General features: G+C 33.8%; 21 protein-coding genes. 17 read left to right on the forward strand and 4 right to left on the reverse strand.

What is annotated here, in order from left to right; all coding sequences use genetic code 11:
• Window positions 1-51: 51 nt before the first annotated feature.
• Window positions 52-798 (forward strand): tetratricopeptide repeat protein, encoded by a 747-nt coding sequence (locus AC3E9W_RS01085; RefSeq protein WP_488766342.1) that lies wholly within the window; start codon window positions 52-54, stop codon window positions 796-798.
• 510 nt (window positions 799-1,308) lie between these two features.
• On the opposite strand, the gene AC3E9W_RS01090 is transcribed toward AC3E9W_RS01085, so the two are convergent.
• The 3 genes from AC3E9W_RS01090 to AC3E9W_RS01100 form a co-directional block, all read right to left on the reverse strand.
• Window positions 1,309-2,859, reverse strand: a complete 1,551-nt coding sequence (locus AC3E9W_RS01090) for a vWA domain-containing protein (protein ID WP_488766344.1) — start codon at window positions 2,857-2,859, stop codon at window positions 1,309-1,311.
• Between the two features lie 333 nt (window positions 2,860-3,192).
• The gene (locus tag AC3E9W_RS01095) at window positions 3,193-3,765 is read right to left on the reverse strand and encodes a 5-formyltetrahydrofolate cyclo-ligase (RefSeq protein WP_488766345.1); all 573 of its coding nucleotides are present in this window, start codon (window positions 3,763-3,765) and stop codon (window positions 3,193-3,195) included.
• A complete protein-coding gene (locus tag AC3E9W_RS01100; RefSeq protein WP_488766346.1) occupies window positions 3,752-4,729 on the reverse strand; it encodes a succinylglutamate desuccinylase/aspartoacylase family protein in 978 nt (325 codons plus the stop codon). Before AC3E9W_RS01100 ends, AC3E9W_RS01095 begins: the two co-directional genes overlap by 14 nt.
• A 136-nt stretch (window positions 4,730-4,865) precedes the next feature.
• Between AC3E9W_RS01100 and uvrC the strand changes: the two genes are divergently transcribed.
• The 12 genes from uvrC to AC3E9W_RS01160 all read left to right on the forward strand — a co-directional run bounded on the left by uvrC (window position 4,866) and on the right by AC3E9W_RS01160 (window position 21,940).
• Complete coding sequence (gene uvrC, locus AC3E9W_RS01105; protein ID WP_306153546.1) at window positions 4,866-6,659, forward strand: excinuclease ABC subunit UvrC; 1,794 nt, start codon at window positions 4,866-4,868, stop codon at window positions 6,657-6,659.
• A 7-nt stretch (window positions 6,660-6,666) separates the two neighbouring features.
• Window positions 6,667-9,024 (forward strand): patatin-like phospholipase family protein, encoded by a 2,358-nt coding sequence (locus tag AC3E9W_RS01110; RefSeq protein WP_488766349.1) that lies wholly within the window; start codon window positions 6,667-6,669, stop codon window positions 9,022-9,024.
• Window positions 9,025-9,335: 311 nt separating this feature from the next.
• The gene (locus tag AC3E9W_RS01115; RefSeq protein ID WP_488766351.1) at window positions 9,336-10,493 is read left to right on the forward strand and encodes a homogentisate 1,2-dioxygenase; all 1,158 of its coding nucleotides are present in this window, start codon (window positions 9,336-9,338) and stop codon (window positions 10,491-10,493) included.
• Between the two features lie 219 nt (window positions 10,494-10,712).
• Window positions 10,713-11,873: a 4-hydroxyphenylpyruvate dioxygenase gene (hppD, locus tag AC3E9W_RS01120; protein ID WP_488766352.1), complete on the forward strand. Its 1,161-nt coding sequence runs from the start codon at window positions 10,713-10,715 to the stop codon at window positions 11,871-11,873.
• A 298-nt stretch (window positions 11,874-12,171) separates the two neighbouring features.
• The gene (locus AC3E9W_RS01125) at window positions 12,172-12,942 is read left to right on the forward strand and encodes a DUF3108 domain-containing protein (protein ID WP_306153555.1); all 771 of its coding nucleotides are present in this window, start codon (window positions 12,172-12,174) and stop codon (window positions 12,940-12,942) included.
• Window positions 12,942-13,883, forward strand: a complete 942-nt coding sequence (locus AC3E9W_RS01130) for a tryptophan 2,3-dioxygenase family protein (RefSeq protein WP_488766354.1) — start codon at window positions 12,942-12,944, stop codon at window positions 13,881-13,883. The genes AC3E9W_RS01125 and AC3E9W_RS01130 overlap by 1 nt, the downstream gene beginning before the upstream one ends.
• A gap of 24 nt (window positions 13,884-13,907) precedes the next feature.
• The gene (locus AC3E9W_RS01135) at window positions 13,908-15,128 is read left to right on the forward strand and encodes a peptidoglycan DD-metalloendopeptidase family protein (RefSeq protein ID WP_306153559.1); all 1,221 of its coding nucleotides are present in this window, start codon (window positions 13,908-13,910) and stop codon (window positions 15,126-15,128) included.
• Window positions 15,129-15,154: 26 nt separating this feature from the next.
• Entirely contained in the window at window positions 15,155-15,775 is a 621-nt protein-coding gene (locus AC3E9W_RS01140) for a hypothetical protein (protein ID WP_488766356.1), read from the forward strand.
• A 308-nt stretch (window positions 15,776-16,083) separates the two neighbouring features.
• A complete protein-coding gene (pgi, locus tag AC3E9W_RS01145; RefSeq protein ID WP_488766358.1) occupies window positions 16,084-17,727 on the forward strand; it encodes a glucose-6-phosphate isomerase in 1,644 nt (547 codons plus the stop codon).
• 333 nt (window positions 17,728-18,060) lie between these two features.
• A complete protein-coding gene (locus AC3E9W_RS01150) occupies window positions 18,061-20,829 on the forward strand; it encodes a TonB-dependent receptor (RefSeq protein ID WP_488766360.1) in 2,769 nt (922 codons plus the stop codon).
• Window positions 20,830-20,936: 107 nt separating this feature from the next.
• The gene (locus AC3E9W_RS01155; RefSeq protein WP_488766361.1) at window positions 20,937-21,359 is read left to right on the forward strand and encodes a hypothetical protein; all 423 of its coding nucleotides are present in this window, start codon (window positions 20,937-20,939) and stop codon (window positions 21,357-21,359) included.
• 92 nt (window positions 21,360-21,451) lie between these two features.
• The gene (locus tag AC3E9W_RS01160) at window positions 21,452-21,940 is read left to right on the forward strand and encodes a septal ring lytic transglycosylase RlpA family protein (protein ID WP_306153569.1); all 489 of its coding nucleotides are present in this window, start codon (window positions 21,452-21,454) and stop codon (window positions 21,938-21,940) included.
• A gap of 28 nt (window positions 21,941-21,968) precedes the next feature.
• Here the strand turns inward: AC3E9W_RS01160 and AC3E9W_RS01165 are convergent, their stop codons facing one another.
• Window positions 21,969-22,424, reverse strand: coding sequence for a DinB family protein (locus AC3E9W_RS01165; protein ID WP_488766362.1), 456 nt, complete (start codon window positions 22,422-22,424; stop codon window positions 21,969-21,971).
• Window positions 22,425-22,503: 79 nt separating this feature from the next.
• Here AC3E9W_RS01165 and AC3E9W_RS01170 point away from each other — a divergent pair, with 79 nt between their 5' ends.
• The 4 genes from AC3E9W_RS01170 to gmk all read left to right on the forward strand — a co-directional run bounded on the left by AC3E9W_RS01170 (window position 22,504) and on the right by gmk (window position 25,092).
• Window positions 22,504-22,854, forward strand: coding sequence for an arsenate reductase family protein (locus tag AC3E9W_RS01170; protein WP_306153573.1), 351 nt, complete (start codon window positions 22,504-22,506; stop codon window positions 22,852-22,854).
• 184 nt (window positions 22,855-23,038) lie between these two features.
• Window positions 23,039-23,899 (forward strand): YicC/YloC family endoribonuclease, encoded by an 861-nt coding sequence (locus AC3E9W_RS01175; protein ID WP_306153575.1) that lies wholly within the window; start codon window positions 23,039-23,041, stop codon window positions 23,897-23,899.
• A 2-nt stretch (window positions 23,900-23,901) separates the two neighbouring features.
• Window positions 23,902-24,495 carry a hypothetical protein gene (locus tag AC3E9W_RS01180; RefSeq protein ID WP_488766365.1) on the forward strand — a complete coding sequence of 198 codons (594 nt, stop codon included), beginning with the start codon at window positions 23,902-23,904 and terminating at the stop codon, window positions 24,493-24,495.
• 24 nt (window positions 24,496-24,519) lie between these two features.
• Window positions 24,520-25,092 (forward strand): guanylate kinase, encoded by a 573-nt coding sequence (gene gmk, locus AC3E9W_RS01185; protein WP_125718070.1) that lies wholly within the window; start codon window positions 24,520-24,522, stop codon window positions 25,090-25,092.
• Window positions 25,093-25,129: the final 37 nt, after the last annotated feature.

Here is a 25,129-nt window from a genome sequence, read left to right on the forward strand (position 1 = left end):
TAGATTGAGTCGAATTTAAGTTCGCAAAGTTGAAAATCTTATTATAAAAAAATGAAAAACATACTATATCTCTTTTTATTAATCTCGCAGGTTTTCTTTGCGCAAGGTCGCTTTGAATCGGCTAATGCATTGTATCAAAAAGGGCAATACAAAGAAGCTGCACAAGTTTATGAGAACATCATAAAAGAAGATAAATTACATTCTGCTGAATTGTATTTTAATCTCGGAAACTGTTATTATAAATTAAATCAAGTTGCGCCTTCGATTTATAATTACGAAAAAGCTTTGGTTTTGAAACCAAGCGATCCAGAGACTTTAAACAACTTGAAATTTGCTAAAAAACTGACGATTGACGAAATCAAAGAGGTGCCGAAAGTGGGTTTTGCAAAAATGATCCAAAACTTTACTTCTATTTTTGATTATAATACCTGGGCAAAGATTTCTGTTGTGCTTGGTTTTGTGTTTTTATTGAGTTTTATTGGTTATTATTTCTCCAACGCTACACTTGCAAAAAGAATTTATTTTGTTGGGATGTTTGTTATTTTAATTGCTTTTGCTTTAAGCATTTCAGCTGGAATGTCTGAGAAAAGTCATTTTGACAACGATCGTGTTGCTATTGTTTTTTCTGAATTAAGCCAAGTTCGAAACGAACCGCAACAATCAGGAAATGGCATTATCCTTTTACACGAAGGAGCAAAAGTGTATGTGCTGGAAAGTATTGCAGGATGGAAAAAAATCGAATTGACAGATGGAACTCAAGGTTGGATTGATTCTTCTACCATCAAAGAAGTAAAGTAAAATTTTAAAATATTTAAATATAGAAATCCCAAATTCCAAAATAATTGGAGTTTGGGATTTGTTTTATAAAGAATCCGGAGGATTCAAATGTTTATAGAAATAATATATTCAAAGGATATTCGACCCCTTCGGGGTCGAATTAAACGCTTCAAAATGATTTTCTATAAACATTTAAATCCTCCGGATTCATTTTTAAAACTTCATTCAAAAAGAAATCTCAAATTCCAAGTATTTTAGATTTCGGGATTTGGGATTTGGGATTTGAATTTTGAATTTTGGAATTTGGAATTTGGAATTTGTTATTCACAGAATCCGAAGGATTCAAATGTTTATAGAAATAATATAATCAAAGGATATTCGACCCCGAAGGGGTCGTATTAAACGCTTCAAAATGAATTTCTATAAACATTTGAATCCTTCGGATTCTTTTCTTAAAACTTCATTGAAAAAGAAAATTCCAAACTCCAAAACAATTGGAATTTGGAATTTTTCTTTTTTGGAATTTAATAACTAATTCACCGCATCAACCAATCTTAAAAATTCAGATCTATACCCTTCTTCATCGTTTGACAAACCCGATTTTGCCAATCTTTTAATATCCGAACTTGAACTTTTGGCAATATATTTTGATTCGCGCAATTTTAATCCGAACCAAGAAACTGCTGTTGTGAATTTGAAATCTTGAGAACTATTCGCTAGGTCCGTTTTCCTATCTGCAATTACATTAACTATTTCAATGCTTTTATTGCCATCAGGTTTTTTATATCTAAATTTCACTGTAGCCAATTCATCACTATGATTTTCAGCTACTTTCTGTGTTTTAGTATATTTTAGATCCGACGGAACATAATCACTTTCTACACCAATCGGAACAATTTCATAAAGTGCCGTAACCGAATGTCCGCTTCCTAATTCTCCCGCATCAATTTTGTCATTTTTAAAATCTTCTGCATTTAGTTTGCGATTTTCATAACCAATCAATCGATAGGCTTGAACATGATTCGGATTAAATTCGATTTGGATTTTTACATCTTTCGCGATAGCAAACATTGACCCTTTAAATTCTTTTCCAAGAAAACGATTCGCTTCTTGAATGTTATCAATGTAAGCATAATTTCCATTTCCTTTATCGGCTAGAATCTCCATTTTGCTGTCTTTGTAGTTGCCCATTCCGAAACCTAAAACGGTCAAGAAAACACCAGATTCTCTTTTTTGTTCAATCAATTTCAGCATATCATCATCAGAAGAAGCGCCAACATTAAAATCACCATCAGTAGCAATTACCACTCTATTGTTTCCTTCTTTAATAAAATTTTGTTGCGCTAGTTTATACGCAAGTTCAATTCCTTCACCTCCAGCTGTACTTCCACCTGCATGCAAATCGTCAAAAGCCTCTATAATTTCGTCTTTATTATCGCCAGAAGTTGGTTCTAAAACCACTCCCGCAGAACCTGCATATACAACAATCGAAACTTTATCAATTGGTCGAAGTTCTTTTACTAATATCTTCATCGATTCTTTCAACAGTGGCAATTTATTCTGTTCATCCATTGAGCCTGAAACGTCAACTAAAAAAACCAGATTAGTAGCCGGCAAATTTTCCATTGGAATGTTTTTTCCCTGCAAGCCAATCTTTAGCAATCGGCTGTTTTTATTCCACGGGCAATCGCTGTATTCTGTATTTATACCAAACGGATGCTCACCATCTGGCTGCGGATATTTGTATTTGAAAAAATTGATCATTTCTTCTACTCGAACAGCATCTTTTGGAACTTTCTGTCCTTCGTTTATAAATCGGCGGATATTGGTATAAGATGCATTATCAACATCGATAGAAAAAGTAGAAAGCGGTTCTTTTAGCGGAGATTCAAACGGATTTTCTTCTAACGCTGCGTAGCTTTCTGTATTAGGATCGGCGGCATAATTTTCTGCTGGAATTTCATCGGTTGCAACAACTGTCATGTCCATTGCTTCTGCGGCCTCGTCTGGAGCGTAAGCTTTCTTACAACTGAAAATAGTAAGTACGAGGAATGCCATCATAAAGAAATTAAGATTTCTCATAAAGTAAATTTTTAAAAATTAATAAATGGGTTATCGGCTTCAAATAAGGACTAGCATTCCGGATTTACTAGAGGCGATTATTTGCAATTTTCGAAGGCTAAAAATCGTGCCAAAAAATTACAAACGTTTTTCTTACAGGAAACAAAAATGGAGAAACCTAGATTTTAAAGGGTATGTAGCGTAGATTTTTTTTCGCCACGAATTCACGAATTATTTTAATTTTTTTTGCCGAAAATCTTTGTGTTGATTTTTTTGCCACGAATTACACCAATTCGCACGAATTTTTTATTTAATTCTTTCAAAATAAATTCGTGAATTCGTGGCGGAAAAGAATTATCGGAAATCGTAAATCTTCTCTGGCGTTACGCAGAAATCCAATTTAATATCCGATTCAAAAACATCATCAATCTGGCTTACCGATTCAAAAAAAGAAAGTCCGATTTTGATTGTTTCTGGTTTGCATTCCGCTAGGAATTTATCATAGAAACCTTTTCCGTAACCAATTCGGTTTCCGAAAACATCAAAAGCCAAAAGCGGCACGAAAACCACTTCCACTTTAGAAGAAGGAACTTCAATTCCGTCAACAGGTTCAGGAATATTATATTCGTTCTTTTTGATTTTCGTATTATCGGTTAAAAGAAAATGAGTCATTTTTCTGGTATCGAAATCACTTTTTGAGATCAAGATTTCTTTGTCTTTTCCAGAAAGTAAATGCAGAATATATTCGGTATTTATTTCTTTTTGCTCTTCAATTGGGAGAAAAACATGATAATAGATTTTATCCCAAATCGGCATTTGAATTAATTGATTCGCAATTGCCAGACTCTTCTCCTCTATTTCATCAAAAGAAAGCGCTTTACGCAAATTTTTATATTCTATTCGAAGTTCTTTTTTACTCGTCGGCATAGTCGGGCGTTTTAGATAAATGATAAATAGCATCGCCTTCGTACACAATTGGCGAATGATTGGCATTAATTACATATCCATCATGAGGCGCTTTTACTTTTTGTTCAAACTTCCCAAACGGATCTGTAATTATGGCCAAGATAGTTCCTTTGGTTACAAATTTTCCAACTAGATTAAAATCATGCAGCAAACCAGAACATTTTGCTCGAAGCCAAACCGATTGTTTTATATAAATAGTTGGCGTTAATGCAGGTTCCATAATTTGTTTAGAATCTAGCATTTCTAAATAATGAAGCAGACGTTTTGTGCCTAAAACACCTTGATTGGCAATTTCATTATTGATGTCTAAAGATTTTCCGCCTTCAAAAAGAAGCATTTTTACATTGGCACTTTCAGAAGTTTTTCTAAAAGAACCACTTATATTTTTAGAATAAAGCGTAAAAGGCGCATTAAAAATATCGGCTAGAACTTTCAATTCAGGATTATTTTCTGTGATTCTGATTTGCGGTGCATTAAAACGGCTCGCTCCGCCCGCGTGAAAATCGACTGCGTAATCTAAAATCGGTAAGATTTCTTCGACAATATGATACGCAAAACGGCTGGCAAGAGAACCTTTTTTGCTCCCTGGAAAAACACGATTTAAGTCGCGTCCGTCTGGAAACTCTCGAGATTTGTTGACAAAACCGTACATATTGATAACCGGAATGCAGATTATTGTACCGCGAGCAGGTCTGTTTATTTTTTTACTGATGATCTGACGAACAACTTCAACACCATTAATTTCGTCGCCATGAATTCCCGCTGAAAATAAAATGGTTGGGCCTTCATGTTTGGAACGGCGCACAATTACAGGAATATTCAGCTTTGTTGTAGTATGCAGCCGAGCAATTTCGACGTTTATCGTTCGGTGTTCTCCCGGCAAAATCGATTCGCCAAAAATAACCAATGGAGTACTATTTTTCATGTAGAATTATAAAATCTAAATATAGAAATTATTCTTTTGATTTTGTAAATTTGAAACTAATTCAATGTTAAGCTTCTTTTGGAAATCGGAATGATTTTTGAAAAGCTTCTCGAACAATCTTCAGAAACAAAATAGAATGCAAAAACCAGCCTTAGATCTTCAAATTTTAACTTTGCCTGATAATCCTGGCGTTTATCAATATTACGATAAAGATGGGAAAATCTTGTATGTCGGCAAAGCCAAAAATTTAAAAAAAAGGGTTTCATCCTATTTCAATAAAATTCACGATACCGCTAAAACGAATGTTTTGGTAAAAAAAATCGTGACTATAAAACACATCGTAGTTCCAACCGAAACCGATGCGCTTTTATTAGAAAACAATTTAATTAAAACACTTCAGCCGAGATACAATGTTTTGCTTCGCGATGACAAAAGTTATCCGTGGATCTGCATTAAAAAAGAACCTTTTTCTAGAATATTTTTAACTAGAAGAATGGTCAAAGACGGCTCAGAATATTTTGGCCCGTACACCAATTTCAAAATGGTCTATACTATTTTGGATTTGATTAAAGAATTATATCCGCTTCGAACTTGCACTTACGATTTGAGCGAATCGAATATTAATTCAGGAAAATTTAAAGTTTGTTTAGAATATCATATTGGCAATTGCAAGGGTCCTTGCGAAGGTTTAGAACCTTTGGAAGAATATCAAAGACAAGTCAATGCCATTCGCGAAATCTTGAAAGGAAACTTCAAAGAAAGTTTAAAAGACTTCAAAAAGTTAATGACCAATTATGCGCAGAATCTTCAGTTTGAAGAAGCGCAAAAAATCAAAGAAAAAATTGATATTCTCGAGAATTATCAATCCAAATCGACAATTATAAATCCGAAGATTACCAATATTGATGTTTTTTCGATTGTTTCAGACGAAAGTGCGGCTTATGTAAACTTTCTCCAGATTTCACACGGTTCGATTATTCGTTCTCATACTTTAGAAATGAAAAAAAAGCTGGACGAAAGCGATGAAGAATTATTAGAATTAGCAATTGTAGAACTTCGTGAACGTTTTCAGTTATTATCAAAAGAAATTATTGTTCCTTTTGAATTGGATTTGGGCGAAAATATCAAAATCACTGTTCCGCAGCTTGGCGACAAAAAACAGATTTTAGATTTATCGATTCGAAATGCTAAATTCTACCGAATCGAACAATTGAAACAATTGCAGATTGTAGACCCAGATCGTCACGTAAACCGAATTATGGCTCAGATGCAGAAAGATTTGCGTCTGCCTGTTGAGCCTCGACATATAGAATGTTTTGATAACTCGAATATTCAGGGAACCAATCCTGTTGCGGCCTGCGTTGTTTTTAAAGACGGAAAACCAAGTAAAAAAGATTATCGACATTTTAACGTAAAAACCGTTGAAGGTCCAGACGATTTTGCTTCGATGACCGAAATTGTCGGCCGACGTTATAAAAGATTATTAGAAGAAAACGAACCTTTACCGCAATTAATAATTATTGACGGTGGAAAAGGGCAGCTTTCCGCAGCTTTAAAAAGTATTGACGAACTTGGACTTCGCGGAAAAGTTACTATCATCGGTATCGCAAAACGCCTCGAAGAACTTTTCTATCCTGGCGATTCAATTCCGCTTTATTTAGATAAAAGATCAGAAACTTTAAAAGTCATTCAGCAGTTAAGAAATGAAGCGCACCGATTCGGAATCACATTTCACCGTGATAAAAGAAGCAAAGCCGCGCTTAATTCTTCTGTAGAAAGCATTCCAGGAATCGGAGAAAAAACCATGACAACGTTAATTCAACATTTCAAGAGTGTTAAAAGATTAAAATTAGCAACAGAAAAGGAAATTTCAGCAGTGATAGGGGTTTCTAAAGCCAAAAAAATTGTCGACTTTTACAAAACCAATTAAAATTTGTATGCGCCCATTCCAGCTGTCCATTTCAAATACTCGGTCAAAAGCTTTTTTTTCCAATACCAAAAAAGGAGCTTCTTGGGTCGCTCTTTTTTGGCAGGAAAAAATAACCTTTTGCCTCTCGCAGTTTTCCATTTCCATCTGGGGCGTGTCAACACTCTTTTTCATCAGCACATTTTTACTTTCACAGAAAATAAATGCTCAAGAAATCAAAAAAGATAGTGTTAAAAGACCCAAAATCGGATTGGTTTTAAGTGGTGGCGGTGCCAAAGGTTTTGCGCATATCGGAGTTTTGAAAGTTTTGGAAGAAGCCGGAATCAAAATTGATTATATCGGCGGAACCAGCATGGGATCTGTAATTGGCGGACTTTATGCTTCTGGATACAATGCTTCGCAAATTGATTCAATTTTCAAACAAACCAATTTCGACGAATTAATAAACGATTATATTCCACGTTCGTCAAAAAACTTTTACGGCAAAAAAAATGACGAATTATATGCCATATCTCTGCCTTTCAGCAATTTCAGAATTGGAATTCCAGAAGCACTTTCAAAAGGGATGTACAATTACAATCTTTTAAGCAGTTTAACTCGAAACGTACGTCACGTTAGAGATTTCAACAACTTGCCAATTCCATTTTTATGTATTGCAACCAATATTGAAACTGGCGAAGAAGTACTGCTCAATAAAGGCAATTTGGTTCAGGCCATGATGGCGAGCGCAGCTTTTCCGTCCTTATTTACACCCGTTGAAATTGACGGAAAACTTTTGGTTGACGGTGGTGTAGTAAACAATTACCCAATTCAAGAAGTGAAAAATCTCGGTGCAGACATTATTATTGGTGTAGATGTGCAAGATGATTTGCAAAATAGAAAAGGCTTAAAAAACGCAACCAGAATTTTGGTCCAAATTACCAATCTCCAGTCGATTGAAAAAATGAAAGGCAAAAGACAGGAAACTGATATTTATATCAAACCCGATATTCGTGATTTTGGTGTTATTTCATTTGACCGAGGAGAAGAAATTATCAGAAAAGGAGAAGAAGCCGCTTTTGCTGTTTATGAAAAAATAAAATCTTTGACTGATGAAAATAACTTTTATAAAAAACCAAAGTTAAAAATTGCATCAGATACCATTCAAATTCAAAACATTAATACCGACAGATTAGAAAATTATACGAAAGAATATATTCGCGGTAAACTTCGTTTTAAACCTGGAAGTACCATAACTTATGATGGGCTAAAAGCCGGAATAAACAACTTAAATGCAACACAAAACTTTAGCACCATTTCGTATTGTCTTCAGCCAAATGGCGAAAAGGACGATCTTGATTTGGTTTTAAAAGAAAATCCAACGCAGACTTATTTAAAACTTGGACTTCACTATGACGGACTTTATAAAAGTGGCATTTTATTAAATCTTACGCATAAAAAGACCTTTTTAAAAAATGATGTTACTTCTCTAGATATTATTTTAGGAGATAATTTCAGATATGATTTTAATTATTATGTCGAAAATGGTTTTAATATCAGCTTTGGTTTCCGTTCTAGACTAAGTCAGTTTAATCGAAATGTAACGACAAGTTTGAGCAACATTCTAAACGAAACTCCAAATGTCAACCTTATTAATGTTGATTTTATGGATGTCAACAATCAAGCTTATTTTCAGACTATTTTTGTCCAGAAGTTTTTAATGGGCGGAGGTTTAGAATACAAATACCTAAAAATCAATTCGCCGACACTTTCCAATCAAGATAATATAATTGACAAGAGCAGTTATTTTAGTGCCTTTGCATATTTAAAATACGATTCGCTTGACGAAAAATATTACCCAAGTTCTGGATTGTATTTTTCTACAGATCTGCAGACTTATATGGCATCTTCAGATTATACGAATACTTTTAAACCATTTTCGATTGCAAAAGCTGAAGTTTCTTTTGTCAATACTTTATTTAGAAAAGCCACTTTTAAGATTGATGCCGATGCAGGTTTTACTTTCGGAAATAGCAGTGTTCCGTTTTTCGACTTTATTTTAGGCGGTTACGGTTATAACAAAATCAACAACTTCAATTATTTTTACGGTTATGACTTTTTAAGTATTGCGGGTAACAGCTATATCAAAACTGGCATTACACTCGATTACGAAATTCTTAGAAAGAACCATATTAATTTATCTGCGAATTTTGCCAATCTCGGAAATGACATTTTTTCTACCGTTGACTGGGTTTCTATGCCAAAATATACGGGTTATGCAGTTGGTTACGGTTTAGAAACTATTATTGGCCCGATAGAAGTAAAACAATCTTGGTCTCCAGAAATGTCAAAAAGCTTTACATGGTTTAGCATCGGATTCTTATTTTAGTACTATAACAGAGAATACTTCAACAAAATCAAGCTATTTTTTTGCTTAGTAAAAATTAAATCAAAAAAATCAGAACATTTTTTAGTTATAAATAATATAATTTTTATTTTTACTTCGAAAAAATTACGACATTTGTTATAATGAAAACAAAATGGACAGGTTTATTAGAGTATCTTCAATTCCTCATCAAGAGAAATCCTGAGTAATACTATGAATTGAATAATTAGCCAACTTAGAAAATGAGCTGATTATCTGTTCACAATTTACATTTTCTAATTATCTAATTTATAAATTATCTAATTGAAAAAGCCATGCCATTATATCATAAACTCGGAGACTTTCCGCAAAAGCGACACACCCAATTTGAAAAACCAAACGGAGGTTTTTACTACGAACAATTGTTCGGAACAGAGGGTTTTCATGGTCATTCGTCATTGTCTTATCATGTACACAGACCAACACAGGTTAAAGAAATTCTAAACTCTTATTCGGTTGAACCTAAAATTGCAATCGGAAAAAATATAAAATCACTTCTTTTTAAAGGTTTTGAATTAAAACCTGAAAACGACTTTTTAGACAGCCGAAAAGCCATGTTGGTCAACAAAGACTGCATTATTGGTTTGGCCGCTCCAAAAGAATCGCTTCGAAATTATTTCTACAAAAATGCCGATGCCGATGAAATGCTTTTCATTCATAAAGGAAAAGGAAAATTAAGAACCATGTTAGGAAACATTCCATTTGAATATGGTGACTATCTAATTATTCCGCGCGGTATTATTTACCAAATTGATTTCGAAACTACAGAAAACAGATTATTTTATGTAGAATCTTACACTCCTTTTTATACTCCAAAACGTTATAAAAACCAATCGGGTCAGCATTTAGAGCATTCACCATTTTGCGAACGCGATTTTATTTTGCCAAACGAATTGGAAACGCATGACGAAAAAGGTGATTTTTTAATTAAAATCAAAAAAGAAGGAATGATTCATGAAGTGATTTATGCCACACATCCTTTTGACGTTGTAGGCTGGGACGGCTACAATTTTCCTTACGGATTTTCAATTCACAACTTTGAACCTATAACGGGACGTGTTCACCAACCGCCTCCGGTACATCAGACTTTTGAAACAGCTGCTTTTGTAGTTTGTTCATTCTGCCCAAGACTTTACGATTATCACCCAAAAGCGATTCCAGCGCCATACAATCACAGCAATATAGATTCTGACGAAGTTCTATATTATGTAGATGGCGATTTTATGAGCCGCAATAATATTGAGCAAGGTCATATTACTTTACACCCAAAAGGAATTCCGCACGGACCAGCGCCAGGCGCAATGGAACGAAGCATTGGTCATAAAGAAACTCAGGAATTAGCTGTTATGGTTGACACTTTCAGACCGCTTATGGTTACTGAAGAAGCAATGGGTCTTGATGATGGGAAATATTACAAATCCTGGACGGAGTAGCTAGCCGAATTTAACCGCAAAGTCCGCAAAGGATTTTCGCAAAGTTCACAAAGATTTTCTAGTTAAGTTTTATCAAACTAAGTCCGCAAAGCTTTGCGTTCTTTTTCGATTTTACAAAATCTAGCTCAAACAAAACTTTGCGCTCTTTGCGGTAAAAAAACACAATCAAAAAAACAACACTTTCGATTCATCAAAAAATCGATTTAAAAAATAAACATTATGTCAAAAGAAGTAAAATCAGTAGAATACGGATTAGAGAAAATATTTGAAGGAGCACAAGATTTCCTTCCATTATTAGGAACAGATTATGTAGAATTTTATGTGGGAAATGCGAAACAGGCGGCACATTATTATAAATCTGCATTTGGATATCAGTCACTAGCTTACGCTGGATTGGAAACTGGAGTTAGAGACAGGGCATCTTATGTTTTAAAACAAGACAAAATTAGAATTGTTTTGACTACTCCTTTAACGGCAGATTCTCCGATAAACGAACATTTGAAAAAACATGGTGACGGAGTAAAAGTAGCAGCACTTTGGGTTGAAGACGCTACAAAATCTTACGAAGAAACCATGAAACGTGGCGCGCGTTCTTTTATGGAACCAACTGTAGAAGAAGATGAATTTGGTCAAGTGGTTCGTTCTGGAATTTATACTTACGGAGAAACCGTTCACATTTTCGTAGAAAGAAAAAATTACAATGGTGTTTTCTTACCAGGTTACAAAGAATGGAAATCTGACTTCAACCCAGAATCAACTGGATTAAAATACATTGACCACATGGTTGGAAATGTAGGTTGGAACGAAATGAACACTTGGGTAAAATTCTACGAAGATGTAATGGGATTTGTGAATTTCCTATCTTTTGATGATAAACAAATTACTACCGAATATTCTGCTTTGATGAGTAAAGTAATGTCAAACGGAAACGGAAGAATTAAATTTCCAATCAATGAACCGGCAGAAGGAAAGAAAAAATCTCAGATCGAAGAATATTTAGATTTCTACGGTGGACCTGGAATTCAGCACATTGCTATTGCAACAGATGATATTATTAAAACCGTATCACAACTTAGAGCACGTGGTGTTGAATTTTTATCTGCTCCTCCTCATACTTATTATCAAGCAATTCCAGAAAGATTGGGTGTTCATATGGATATGATGAAAGAAGATTTGAACGAAATTGAGAAGCTTGCTATCATGGTAGACGCTGACGAAGATGGCTATTTATTACAGATTTTTACAAAGCCCGTTCAAGACAGACCGACACTTTTCTTCGAAATTATTCAAAGAATGGGTGCAAAAGGATTTGGTGCAGGTAACTTTAAAGCCCTTTTTGAGTCGATTGAAAGAGAGCAAGAATTGAGAGGAACGCTGTAAAATGTTAATTTTCATATACAAAACAGCATAATTCTTTAAAAAACGATGCTTTTTTTGCAAATGTTATGTTAAACTTGACTTTGGCTATTTGTTTTTTGAACTTTCTATCTATCTTTGCACTCGCAAATCAGGAAGGGGTGGTTTCCTTCCGAATTGATATAAATTTCATAATTTATAGTTTTTTGGTTAGTTAATAGCATAAAAACTCAGTCATCTTTGACTGAGTTTTTTTGTTTTCATACATTTGGAATAGAATTTGCATTTATCTATCTTTATAATAAAACGTAAAGAATGTACTATGAAAAAGCTCATCCTCACTATATTAGCACTAACAACACTTGCCTTTGCGCCGCAAAAGGAAACTGCTTTCGATACTGGAGAATATTTCAAATTTAGAATACATTATGGAATTGTAAATGCTGGTTACGCCACTCTTGAAATTAAAGATGCGACAATAAACAACAAAAAGGTATTTCACTCTGTTGGAAAAGGTTACACAACCGGAATGTCCAAATTTTTCTTTAAAGTAGAAGATCTATACGAGAGCTATTTTGACAAAGAAACGGGTAAACCATATCGTTATGTTAGAAAAATTGACGAAGGCGGTTACACTAAAAATCAAGAAGGTTTTTTCAATCAAAATGAAAATAGAGTTTTAGTAAAAGACTATAAACGCAAATCAGAAAAAACGATTATTGTAACAGAAGAAGTACAAGATATTGTTTCTGCTTTTTATTTTTTAAGAAACCATCCAAACATCGACAAACTTAAATCTGGCGAAGCCATTACAGTCGACATGTTTTTTGATGATGAAATCACAAAATTTAAGTTAAAATATGTAGGCCGTCAAGATATTACGACTAAATTTGGAACCGTTTCTACGATGGTCTTCAAACCATTGGTACAGAAAGGCAGAGTATTTAAAGAAAAAGAGAGCTTAACACTCTGGATAACAGACGATGTAAACAAAGTTCCTATTAGAATAAAAGCAGATTTAGCCGTAGGTTCTCTTAAAGCTGATCTCGACGAATATAAAGGATTACAAAGTCCACTTAAAGTAAAAAAATAATGAACCCTACAGATAATTCTGAAGCGATTTTAAAAGAAATTGACCTAAAATTTCAAGCCATAAATCAAAAAACTGATGTTCAATTAGAAGGATTGCTTTGGTCTAAACCTATTACCTATTGGGACTACATCCAGACCGATGCCCTTTTAAATCTGCAAATTCAGCGTACCACACTTCCTGACGAAATGGTTTTTATTATGTACCATCAGGTAAATGAATTAATCTTTAAAATGATTTTGTGGGAAATTGATCAGATTGCCGATACAGAAAATATTCAAGTTGATTTTTTCAGCGAAAGATTATCTAGAATTACAAGATATTTTGACATGCTTACCAATTCGTTCAGCATTATGGAAAACGGAATGGAGGTTGACCAATACATGAAATTCAGAAACACGCTTACTCCTGCGAGTGGTTTTCAGAGCGCGCAATATCGCATGATCGAGTTTGCTTCTACTGACGTTATCAATTTAACAGACCGCAGATACAAAGCAAACTTCGACGAAAACACCGATTTAGAAACTTCTTTCGAACATTTATATTGGCAAGCTGCCGGAAAAGATTATCACACTGGCGAAAAATCATATTTGCTAAATGAGTTTGAGAAAAAATATAAAGTTCAGTTTTTAAGACAGATGTCAGACTTTAAAACAAAAAATATCTGGCAGAAATTCACCCAATTACCGATTGAAGACCAGCAAAATGTAGAATTGATTGATGCTATGCGTCATTACGATAAAACTGTAAATATTACTTGGGTAATGCAGCACCTTAATACGGCTAGAAAATATATTTTGGAAAGCGGAAAAGGTAACGGTGAAGCAACGGGCGGAAGTGACTGGCAAAAATATATGCATCCAAAATACCAAAGACGCATCTTTTTTCCTAAATTGTGGACCGAAGAAGAATTGTCCAATTGGGGAAATGAAAACGAAGAATAATCTCTCCACAAAAATCCAAAAAGTTTGAAAAAAGCAGTCGTAATTTTAATTGTCTTGTTTTCTATTTTTTCATGTAAAAAAGCAGAAGAAAAAGTAGAAGCAAAAATTACTAAACCAGCAACCAAAAAAATAGAATTCGGTTTTAATTACGCAGATTTTAATATTGTTAATGATACTATTTCAAAAGGAGATTCTTTTGGCTCGATCCTACAAAGTCAAAATATCGGAGACAAAAAAGTACACGATATTGTCGAGCAGGTAAAAGATTCTTTCAATGTGAGAAGTATTCGTTACGGCAAACCTTTTACCTTACTTCGTTCTAAAAATAAAACCAACAATCTTCAAGTTTTTATTTATCAGCCAGACGCACTTAGCTACTATGTTATTGACTTAAGAGATAGCATTGCAAAAGCTTATAAAAAAATAAAACCCGTAACTTTCAAAAGAAAAATGATTGGTGGAGTTTTAAAAAGTTCTTTATCTGAAACTTTAGGAAACGAAAGCGTCGAAACAGCATTGGCTAGCAGAATTACAAAAGTATTTTCTTGGTCTATTGACTTCTTTAAACTTAAAAAAGGAGATCGTTACGGATTAATTTTTACAGAACGCTTCATTAACGGAAAAACTTACGATGGCGTTGAAGATCTTGAAGCTGCATTTTTTGAGTATAAAGGAAAAATCATCTATGCTTTTCCATTTGAAAGAGACACCACTTCTGGAAAAATTGAATATTACGATGATCAAGGAAAAACCCTTAAAAACTTTTTCTTAAAAACTCCAATTAAATTCAGCCGAATCACTTCTAGATTCACCATGAACAGATACCATCCGGTTCAGCATACTTGGAAAGCACACAAAGGAACCGATTATGCAGCTCCAACTGGAACACCAATTTCAACTACAGCCTCTGGAGTTGTAGAAGCAACAGGATATACAGCTGGAAACGGAAACTTCGTAAAAGTAAAACACAACGGAACCTACTCTACGCAATATTTACACATGTCTAAAATTTTGGTTCGCCGCGGACAGCGTGTTACACAAGGCCAGACAATTGGTTTGGTTGGAAGTACAGGTTTAGCTTCTGGTCCGCATGTTTGTTACCGTTTCTGGAAAAATGGAGTTCAGGTAGACGCGCTTCGACTGAATCTTCCAACTGGAGAATCTTTGACTGGAAATGACAGAACTCGTTTCATGAACCAGATCGAACCTTTGAAAAGAGAATTGGACAGTATTGGAAATCTGTAAAATCATTTTTTAGAACTTTTTAAATCATGAAAAAAGAACGTCTCAGAACCATTTACAATGAAACTTTTTCTGGTTTAAAGTTATTCTACAGAGATACCACTCTTCCAGAAAATTTAATTTTAAATTATAAAGTCGGACAGATCATTCAAGAAAAAGGTTTTACTGACATGAGTTCGATTGGCGGAGGTCTTTCTGGAAATCTGAGATATTTGATTGCCAGTTCTCACCCAAAAGATTTATCAAAATTCAATCCTGATTCTGCAAAAATTGGTCATTTTCTTTTAGATTCAATTGCCTATTTTAAAGTTTTAGATATTCAGAAAATTGGAGATAAAACACAGGTTTTCCTTTTAAATATTCCAGACAATTCAATTTCACTTTTTAAAAATTCAACTTCAAATCTAGAAGAAGAAATTATTGAAAAAGCTCAAAAACGCTTTCGCGAAAAAATCGATGCAGAGTTAATTCCAGAATTACAAACTGAAAACTGGAAAGAAAGAACAAAATCTCCACTCGGAATGAACGAAAACGGCGAATTGTTTTTTGATGATTCTAAAATTAAAATTGAAGAATTAAAAAGAATCGAAGTCGACGCCGAAAAGAAAATTATTCATATCAATAAAAAGCCTTGGTGGAAGTTTTGGTAGATTTCGGTTATAAAAAAACATTCATTTAAAAAAAATGACTTCGGAGCAGTCAAATATTTATAGAACCAAATATTTGACGTGTTAGTTATTCGACCCCTTCGGGGTCGTATTGGTTTTATTGAGCAATTATTCTATAGACATATAATCCCTTCGGGATTTTCTCAATTAAATATAAAAACACGTTATAAGCTTTTTTAATCCATAAAACGTTTTCGTAACTAATTGTTATATAATCGCAAACCGCTACCCTTTTAAAAGTTATTTCAGTATTTTTGTGTTTCAATGAACAAACTCAATTATAGATAAAAATGGCTTTAAACACAACAAACCCAACTGGGACTGAAGCGTGGAAAAATCTACAAAACCACTATAACGCAATTCACGAAACCACAATACAAGAATTGTTTCAACAAGATAGTGCACGTGCTGAAAAATTCAATTTGCAATGGAATGACTTTTTAGTAGATTATTCAAAAAATAATATTAGTCAGGAAACTGTTTCTCTTTTATTAGAATTAGCAAATTCGATCGGACTTAAAGATGCAATCGCACAATATTTTGGCGGTGCATTAATCAATCAGACTGAAAATCGTGCTGTTTTGCACACTGCATTACGTGCTCCAGAATCGGCAGTTATCAAAGTTGATGGAGAAAACGTAATTCCAGAAGTTTACGAAGTAAAAAATAAAATCAAAAATTTTACTCAAGAAGTTATCTCAGGAGAAAGAAAAGGATATACTGGAAAAACGTTTACTGATATCGTCAATATTGGAATTGGGGGTTCTGACCTTGGCCCTGTTATGGCTGTTGAAGCTTTACAATTTTACAAAAATCATTTAAATACACATTTCGTTTCAAATGTTGATGGTGATCACGTAAATGAAATCATCAAAAAACTGAATCCAGAAACAACTCTTTTTGTAATTGTTTCTAAAACTTTCACCACTCAAGAAACACTTTCAAACTCTGAAACTATCAAAGAATGGTTTTTGAAATCTGCTTCTAACGAAGATATCGCAAAACATTTCGTTGCCGTTTCTACAAACATTCAGAAAGTAACCGAATTCGGAATTAATCCAGCAAACGTTTTCCCAATGTGGGACTGGGTTGGAGGAAGATTTTCTCTTTGGAGCGCTGTTGGTTTAAGCATTGCTTTGGCAGTTGGTTTTGACAATTATAATGATTTATTAAGCGGTGCGCACGAAATGGATGAGCACTTCAAATCGGCAGAATTTGACGAAAACATTCCTGTCATTTTAGCTTTATTAAGCGTTTGGTACAATAATTTTTATGGCGCAGAAAGCGAAGCTTTGATTCCGTATACTCAATATCTACACAAACTTGCTCCTTATTTACAGCAAGCATTTATGGAAAGTAATGGAAAAAGTGTTGGCCGTGACGGAAAACCTGTTAATTACCAAACGGGAACAATTATCTGGGGAGAACCTGGAACTAATTCGCAGCACGCCTTCTTCCAATTAATTCACCAAGGAACTAAATTAATTCCAACAGATTTTGTTGGATTTATTAAACCTTTATATGGTAATGAAGATCATCATGATAAATTGATGTCGAACTTTTTTGCACAAACTGAAGCTTTAATGAATGGAAAAACTGCTGAGCAGGTTCAAGCAGAATTTGACAAACAAGGTCTTGCAGCAGACAAAGCGTCTTATTTAAAACCTTTTAAAGTTTTTACAGGAAACAAACCAACCAATACCATTTTGATTCAAAAACTGACTCCAAAAAGTTTAGGATCTTTAATTGCCTTATACGAACATAAGATTTTTGTCCAAGGCGTTATTTGGAACATTTTCAGTTTTGATCAATGGGGAGTTGAATTAGGTAAGCAATTGGCCAATTCTATCTTAGATGAAATCAATTCTAAGACTGTTAAAAACCACGACAGTTCGACTTCATTTTTACTAAACCACTTCTTGAAGAATAAATAAGAAACCCGAAATTTAAGAATTTCGTAACACTATAAAACGCCTTAATTTTCATCAAATTAAGGCGTTTTTTACATAAAAAACCGACAAAAAGCACAAAAAAAGCATTTATCTAGACCTTTTCACTTACAAAACAAATAGAATTATTGCGTTTTTAACAAAAAACACCTCTGTAAATTAAAAAATTCAATATAATATTTAAGAAAAAAAGAAAAAATCATTTTAATATACAACAGAAAAAACAAAACGTACTTTTCTTAACATTTCGATAACATTAACTGATTTATTTGTTATAATTTTGCCAAAAACAATAAACTCAATAACAAAATGAAGAAAATGAAAAATTGGTTACTGACCGGACTATTCTTTATGATAGTTTCAACCGTATTTTCTCAAGGAAAAGTTACTGGTAAAATTACCGACGGAACAGGTGGATTACCAGGAGCAAATGTGGTGATCAAAGGATCTACTACAGCAACTTCAACAGATTTTGATGGTAAATTTACTCTTACTTCACCATCAAGCACAGGAGAGATTGTTATCTCTTTTTTAGGTTATGACAACCAAACTGTGAAATTTAATGTGTCAAATGGCGCAACTACAAACTTAGGAACTATTACTTTGGTTTCTAACTCAAACGAATTGAGCGAGATCGTAGTAAAAAGTAGCGTTATTGACGTTGCTAAAGACAGAAAAACTCCTGTAGCAGTTTCAACTATTAAAGCTGCGGAAATTCAAGAAAAATTAGGAACTCAAGAATTTCCAGAGATATTAAAAAGTACACCATCTGTATATGCTTCTAAAGCTGGAGGTGGATTTGGTGATTCTAGAATCGCTATCCGCGGATTTGACCAAAAAAACATTGCGGTTATGATCAACGGAGTTCCAGTAAACGACATGGAAAACAGCGCAGTATACTGGAGTAACTGGGCAGGTTTATCTGATGTAACTTCTGCAATGCAAGTACAAAGAGGTCTTGGAGCTTCTAAATTAGCAATTTCTTCAGTAGGGGGAACAATTAACATTGTTACTAAAACTTCTGACATGAAAGAAGGTGGATCAGTTTCATCCACTTTTGGTAATGCTAACTATGTAAAAGCACAAGCTTCTTACAGCACAGGATTAATGAAAAACGGACTCTCGGCTTCTGTTTTATTTAGCAGAACTGAAGGTGCTGGGTATGTTGACGGAACTCAATTTGAAGGATATAACTACTTCATGGCTTTCGGATACAAAGCAAGTGACAAACACAGCTTCGAATTTACATTCACTGGAGCTCCACAATGGCACGATCAAAGAACAACTTCTCCTCTTTTAAGTGATTTCTTAAAATATGGAAGTGATGGTAAAACACCAAACATTAAATATAACTCTGATTGGGGTTACAAAAACGGTGAAGAATATAGTTTAAGAACAAACTACTACCACAAGCCTGTTATGTCTTTCAACTGGGATTATGACATTAATGATACTTCTAAATTATCTACTGTTGTTTACGGCTCTTGGGGTCGTGGAGGTGGTGCTACATCAAACGGTGGTATCAAAGGAAACAATGCATATTCTACAAATAACGCATTAAGAACGGCTGATGGTCTTATCAATTTTGATTTAATTCAAGCCTGGAACTCAGGACAACCAACAACATTAGGATCTAGAACTATGACCGATGGTCAATATCAAAACAGCTCATCTTCAGGAAGTGCTACAAACTTAAGTACAGGTCTTTCTCAAATTGCATCTGTTAACTCACACAACTGGTACGGAGCTGTAATCAATTTTGATAAAAAATTATCTGATTATTTAACTTGGGATATTGGAGTTGAAGGAAGATACTACAAAGGTATTCATTACCAAAACTTAATTAATTTATTTGGAGCTACAAACTACAAAAACACTGCTGACGTAAATAACAACCCTGGATATTTCAGCACAACATATGCTGCAAGACCAAGTGGAAATCCATTTGTTAGCACAGATTACCAAGAAAGAATTAACTACTGGAATGATAGTGAAGTTAACTATTATGGAGCATTTACTCAATTAGAATACTCAAAAGGAAACTTGACTGCTTTTATTCAAGGAGCTGTATCACAACAAGGATACAAAAGAATTGATCATTTTAAATACCTAACAACGGATCCTCTTTCTGAAACAGATTATAAAAACATTACTGGAGGAAACGTGAAAGTTGGTGCAAACTACAACATCGATGAACACCACAATGTATTCGTAAATACAGGTATGTACTCTAAACAACCATTTTTCAATGCAGTTTATCCTAATAATGCTTCTATTATTAATGATAACCTTACTAATGAAAAAGTTAAAGCTCTTGAAGTTGGGTATGGTTTCCGTTCTGGAATTTTCAATGCTAACTTAAACGCTTATTATACTACTTGGGATGATAGATTTACTCCTGGTACTGATGCAGATCAAGCTACAAATCCTGGGGGATACTATACTTTTGAAGGTGTAAACGAAACTCACAAAGGTATCGAGTTAGACGTAACTGCAAGATTACTTGACAAATTGAAGCTTAATGGTATGCTTTCTTTTGGTGATTGGAAATACGATGGAAACGCTACAAGTAACCGTTTTGACGCATCTAACAATCCTTTCCCTGGTGGAACTGCGCAAACTTTATATTTAGATGGTGTAAGGGTTGGAAACAATGCTCAAACTACAATGGCTCTTGGTGCAGCTTACGAAGTATTGCCAAAATTAAATGTTGATGCTAACATTAACTACTTTGACAAATTATTTGGTAACATTAACCCTAACAACTTTGCAAGTGCTACAAACAAAGGAGCAATGCAGTTACCAGGGTATGCAACTACAGATGCAGGTATTTCATACAAATTTATCTGGGGAGCAAATAAAGGCAATGCTTTAAACTTCAGATTGAACATAAACAACTTATTTGACAAAATCTATATCAACGAGTCATTCACAAATATTTTCGCAGATGATAACATTAGTAGCACAAATCCTGCTTTAGGAACATATGCTTCAAATGGTCAACTTTATAATGGAGTTGCTACAGCAAACAAAGTATACTTTGGTTTCGGAAGAACTTGGAACTTTAGCTTACGTTACGATTTCTAAGAATTTAGAATCTAAATAAATAATAAAAACGGCATTGACTTTTAAGTTTAATGCCGTTTTTTTATACCCTTTTTTGTTATATTTGTTTTCAACAAAAAACAACATTTATGTACAATTTTATACAAAAATTTCACTCTGGCTGGGCGTATTTAGCGTTGCTTCTTTTAGTCATTGCAGTGGTTAACGCTATCATCGGAGTAACTTCAAAAAAAGAGTTTACTGGTAAAGATCGTAAAATTGCTTTATTTGCTTTAATTGGAACTCATACTCAATTATTGATTGGTTTAATCTTATATTTTGTTTCTCCTCTAGGAAAAGCGGCATTTGGACAAATGTCTAATGCAGAATTAAGATTAACATCATTAGAGCACCCTCTAATTAACATTATTGCCATCATCTTAATTACTATTGGGTGGTCTAAACATAAAAAATTAATCAATAGTGAAGCTAAATTTAAAACCTTTGCTATTTTTTACGGATTAGGATTATTGCTTATTTTAAGTAGAATTCCTTGGAATCTTTGGTTCTAAAAAAAACCAATTAAAAGCCCTCCTACAAGGGCTTTTTTTATCTCGGCATATTATTTGTACAAACTCCCCCCAAGTCTGAAAAGAAATAACCCATGAGAAATAAAAAAAATATTTTATTCGCCACAATCGCTTTAACTTTAATTAGCGGCTTTACTTATGTCATAAGCCAAACCAAACCTACAACAGAACCTAAAATCATTCAAGATACTGTTAAAAATCTAAAACCAACTATCATTCCATTGCCAGATTCGGTTTTTACAGATAAAGGTTTAAAACTTAGACCATACAAAAAAAACGCTCATGCCTCCTACTATGCAGATCGTTTTAATGGAAAAAGAACCGCTAACGGAAGCAGATTTAACAACAACGCTTATACAGCAGCTCACAAAAAACTTCCTTTTGGAACAAGAGTAAAGGTAACCAATGAAGCCAATGGCAAATTTGTTATCGTAAAAATTACAGACCGCGGTCCTTTTGTAAAAACCCGCGAAATCGATTTGTCTAAAAGAGCTTTTATGGACATCACCAAACATAAAGGTGCCGGAGCGATGAAAGTTACAATTGAAACTATAATAGAATAAAAAATCCCGCTGAAGCGGGATTTTTCGTTTAAACCAATTTTCTGATGGCCATTGCTATTCCTGTATGAAGCCCTTCATGATAATTATTAAAATCTAAAGCACCTTGAACATGGCGAAGCGTGAAACCTACACTTGTAGTATACTCATGGTAATCTACAAAAAGACCACTTTCAAAATCATTTTTTGTTTTTTCTAATGTTGCCGAAAGCAATGTTCTAATCTCGTCTACCTCAGCTTGAGAAACGTCGCCTTCTGGCTTGGTTCCTTTTTTATATTTGGCAATAAAATTCTCAGAAACTACTGTCGGAAGACCTGATAATTTATAAACCAAAACTTGCTGAGAAGAAATACAATGACCAATATTCCAAATAATATTGTTGCTAAAACCATCTGGAATCTTGTTTAATTGTTCTAACGAATGACCATCTAAAATTTTTAAAAGAATTTCTCTAATTGTTTTTTGTACATCAAAAACTGAACTCATAATTTTATTTTTTTTCTAAAATTAGTCATTTTTAAGTTTCAAATGGATTTTCTTTGCATTCTAACAAATTCATAAAACAATGAACAAAATATATTACTTAGCCTCTTGCGACACTTGCAGAAAAATTATTAAAAGTCTACCAGAAAACGATTTGGTTTTTCAAGACATTCGCCAAGACCCAATTACAGAAGAACAGCTAGAAGAAATGTACAAACTTGCAGGAAGTTACGAAGCGTTATTCAGTAAGAAAGCGCAATTGTACAAATCAATGGACTTGAAAAACAAATCGCTTACAGAAGCCGATTTTAAAAAATACATTTTAGAACATTATACTTTCTTAAGTCGTCCGGTTTTTATTATCGATGGCAAAATTTACATAGGTAACAGTCAGAAAAATGTTGCTGAAGTTATTAAGGTTTTAGCAAAATAATTCCACAGAACGTTTTCTTGAATTCTGATGCGTTAGGGATAGAAGCGGAAATCCTTTTTTAGGGCTTTTTCTGCCCTAAAAAAGATTGGGAGCGGATAGCCCGACCGTAGGGAACGCCCAAAACCTTTTTAAAATATTAGGCTGTAAAGTTTTTTAGTATCTTTGCGCCTTTATACTCAATTATATGATACAATCTATGACAGGGTTTGGCAAAGCTTCTTTGCAATTGCCTACAAAAAAAATTACCGTTGAAGTAAAATCCCTAAACAGTAAAGGTTTAGATTTGAATGTAAGAATGCCATCGCTTTACCGCGAAATGGAACTTGGATTACGAACTCTTATTTCGACCAAACTAGAAAGAGGAAAAATCGATTTTGCAATTTATGTAGAAAGCACTGCCGAACAAACTTCAACTAAAGTAAATGTGCCTGTTGTAAAAAATTATATTGCACAATTAAAAGAGGTTAATCCTGATGCAGACGAAACTGAATTAATGAAAATGGCTGTTCGTATGCCAGACACATTGAAAACAGAACGTGAAGAAATCGACGAAAATGACTGGGAACAAATTCAGGTTATTATTGACGAGGCACTTCAAAACATCTTAACCTTCAGAAAAGATGAAGGCGGTTCACTTGAAAAAGAATTCAATTTCAGAATTTCAAATATTCGTCAATACATGAATGATACTTTGGCGCTTGATCCAGAACGCGTACAGGCTATTAAAGATCGTTTGCAAACTGCAATTTCAGAATTACAAGTGAACGTTGACGAAAATCGTTTTGAACAAGAATTAATCTATTATTTAGAGAAATTAGATATCACAGAAGAGAAAGTTCGTTTAGGAAACCATTTGGATTACTTTTTAGAAACTTTAAATGGTTCTGAAGCTAACGGTCGAAAATTGGGTTTTATCACTCAAGAAATGGGACGTGAAATCAATACAATGGGTTCTAAATCTAATCATGCTCAAATGCAGAAATTGGTTGTGATGATGAAGGATGAATTAGAGAAGATTAAGGAGCAGGTTTTGAATGTTTTGTAAAAATGAAGTATTATTTCATTTTCTTCTTTATAACAATTTTCAATTGCTTTGGACAAGAAGTATCTGAAATAAACAAAACATTAGAAATCTCAGATACTTTAAAATATAAGCAAGAGATTCGTATTTATAAAGAATCAACTAACGCCAAGACTGTAATCTTTAGAATGTATAATGAAAAAGAGAACAATTGGATTGTAGAAATTTCATATTACGATATTCCTTTAAAGCAAATAACCAAAATTGATAAATTTCGTTTTCCAAAAGAGAATATCGGAAAATTAAAACCAAAAGATGCAGAATTAATTTGGCTCAATTTACTTTTAACAAACATTGAGTTTCTTCCAAGTATGGAAACTATAAGATATAAATTCGACAAACCTCATATTGATTTTGACAGAAGCGAACGAGGAATAGTTAGAAACAAAAAACATATTTTAGATGAAATTGGATATAAAGTTTATGTCAGAAATGGAAAAAACAAAAACAGGTTTTCATTTGATAATCCAGAATCTTATTTGAAATATTATCCAACCGTTGACGAGTTAATGTCATACAATGAATTATTATCTGTCTTGGAAAAAGAATTTTCTTTCTAAAGATAGATCACACATAAACACACAATGAACAAAGGAAAATTAATTGTTTTTTCTGCACCATCAGGATCTGGAAAAACAACTATCGTAAAACACTTATTAGGACAAGAAGATTTAAATCTTGAATTTTCGATTTCGGCCGCTTCGCGCGCACCACGCGGTGAGGAAGTACACGGAAAAGATTATTATTTTATTTCTTTAGAAGAATTCAAAAAACACATTAAAGCAGAAGATTTCCTGGAATGGGAAGAAGTGTACCGAGATAATTTCTACGGAACTTTAAAATCGGAAATTGAAAGAATTTGGGCTTTAGGGAAAAATGTGATTTTTGATATTGACGTGGTTGGCGGTCTTCGCATTAAACATAAATTTCCAGAAGAAACTTTAGCGGTTTTTGTTAAACCTCCAAGTGTTGACGAATTAAAACGCCGATTAAAACAGCGCTCTACAGAAAGTGAAGATAAAATCAATATGCGAATTGCAAAAGCTTCTGTAGAATTAGCAACGGCTCCTCAGTTTGATGTTATTATCAAAAATTATGATTTAGAGGTTGCTCTTGAAGAAGCGCATCAACTGGTAAAAGATTTCATAAGCAAGTAATTTTATTCCACAGAGATTCACAAAGAAAAAACGCAAA

It is taken from the genome of Flavobacterium sp. 38 (genome assembly GCF_057799715.1).

Coding starts and splice junctions, on each gene's coding strand:
- AC3E9W_RS01085 (WP_488766342.1), top strand. CDS start 52: ATGAAAAACATACTATATCTCTTTTTATTAATCTCGCAGGTTTTCTTT.
- AC3E9W_RS01090 (WP_488766344.1), bottom strand. CDS start 2,859: ATGAGAAATCTTAATTTCTTTATGATGGCATTCCTCGTACTTACTATT.
- AC3E9W_RS01095 (WP_488766345.1), bottom strand. CDS start 3,765: ATGCCGACGAGTAAAAAAGAACTTCGAATAGAATATAAAAATTTGCGT.
- AC3E9W_RS01100 (WP_488766346.1), bottom strand. CDS start 4,729: ATGAAAAATAGTACTCCATTGGTTATTTTTGGCGAATCGATTTTGCCG.
- uvrC (WP_306153546.1), top strand. CDS start 4,866: ATGCAAAAACCAGCCTTAGATCTTCAAATTTTAACTTTGCCTGATAAT.
- AC3E9W_RS01110 (WP_488766349.1), top strand. CDS start 6,667: ATGCGCCCATTCCAGCTGTCCATTTCAAATACTCGGTCAAAAGCTTTT.
- AC3E9W_RS01115 (WP_488766351.1), top strand. CDS start 9,336: ATGCCATTATATCATAAACTCGGAGACTTTCCGCAAAAGCGACACACC.
- hppD (WP_488766352.1), top strand. CDS start 10,713: ATGTCAAAAGAAGTAAAATCAGTAGAATACGGATTAGAGAAAATATTT.
- AC3E9W_RS01125 (WP_306153555.1), top strand. CDS start 12,172: ATGAAAAAGCTCATCCTCACTATATTAGCACTAACAACACTTGCCTTT.
- AC3E9W_RS01130 (WP_488766354.1), top strand. CDS start 12,942: ATGAACCCTACAGATAATTCTGAAGCGATTTTAAAAGAAATTGACCTA.
- AC3E9W_RS01140 (WP_488766356.1), top strand. CDS start 15,155: ATGAAAAAAGAACGTCTCAGAACCATTTACAATGAAACTTTTTCTGGT.
- pgi (WP_488766358.1), top strand. CDS start 16,084: ATGGCTTTAAACACAACAAACCCAACTGGGACTGAAGCGTGGAAAAAT.
- AC3E9W_RS01150 (WP_488766360.1), top strand. CDS start 18,061: ATGAAAAATTGGTTACTGACCGGACTATTCTTTATGATAGTTTCAACC.
- AC3E9W_RS01155 (WP_488766361.1), top strand. CDS start 20,937: ATGTACAATTTTATACAAAAATTTCACTCTGGCTGGGCGTATTTAGCG.
- AC3E9W_RS01160 (WP_306153569.1), top strand. CDS start 21,452: ATGAGAAATAAAAAAAATATTTTATTCGCCACAATCGCTTTAACTTTA.
- AC3E9W_RS01165 (WP_488766362.1), bottom strand. CDS start 22,424: ATGAGTTCAGTTTTTGATGTACAAAAAACAATTAGAGAAATTCTTTTA.
- AC3E9W_RS01170 (WP_306153573.1), top strand. CDS start 22,504: ATGAACAAAATATATTACTTAGCCTCTTGCGACACTTGCAGAAAAATT.
- AC3E9W_RS01175 (WP_306153575.1), top strand. CDS start 23,039: ATGATACAATCTATGACAGGGTTTGGCAAAGCTTCTTTGCAATTGCCT.
- AC3E9W_RS01180 (WP_488766365.1), top strand. CDS start 23,902: ATGAAGTATTATTTCATTTTCTTCTTTATAACAATTTTCAATTGCTTT.
- gmk (WP_125718070.1), top strand. CDS start 24,520: ATGAACAAAGGAAAATTAATTGTTTTTTCTGCACCATCAGGATCTGGA.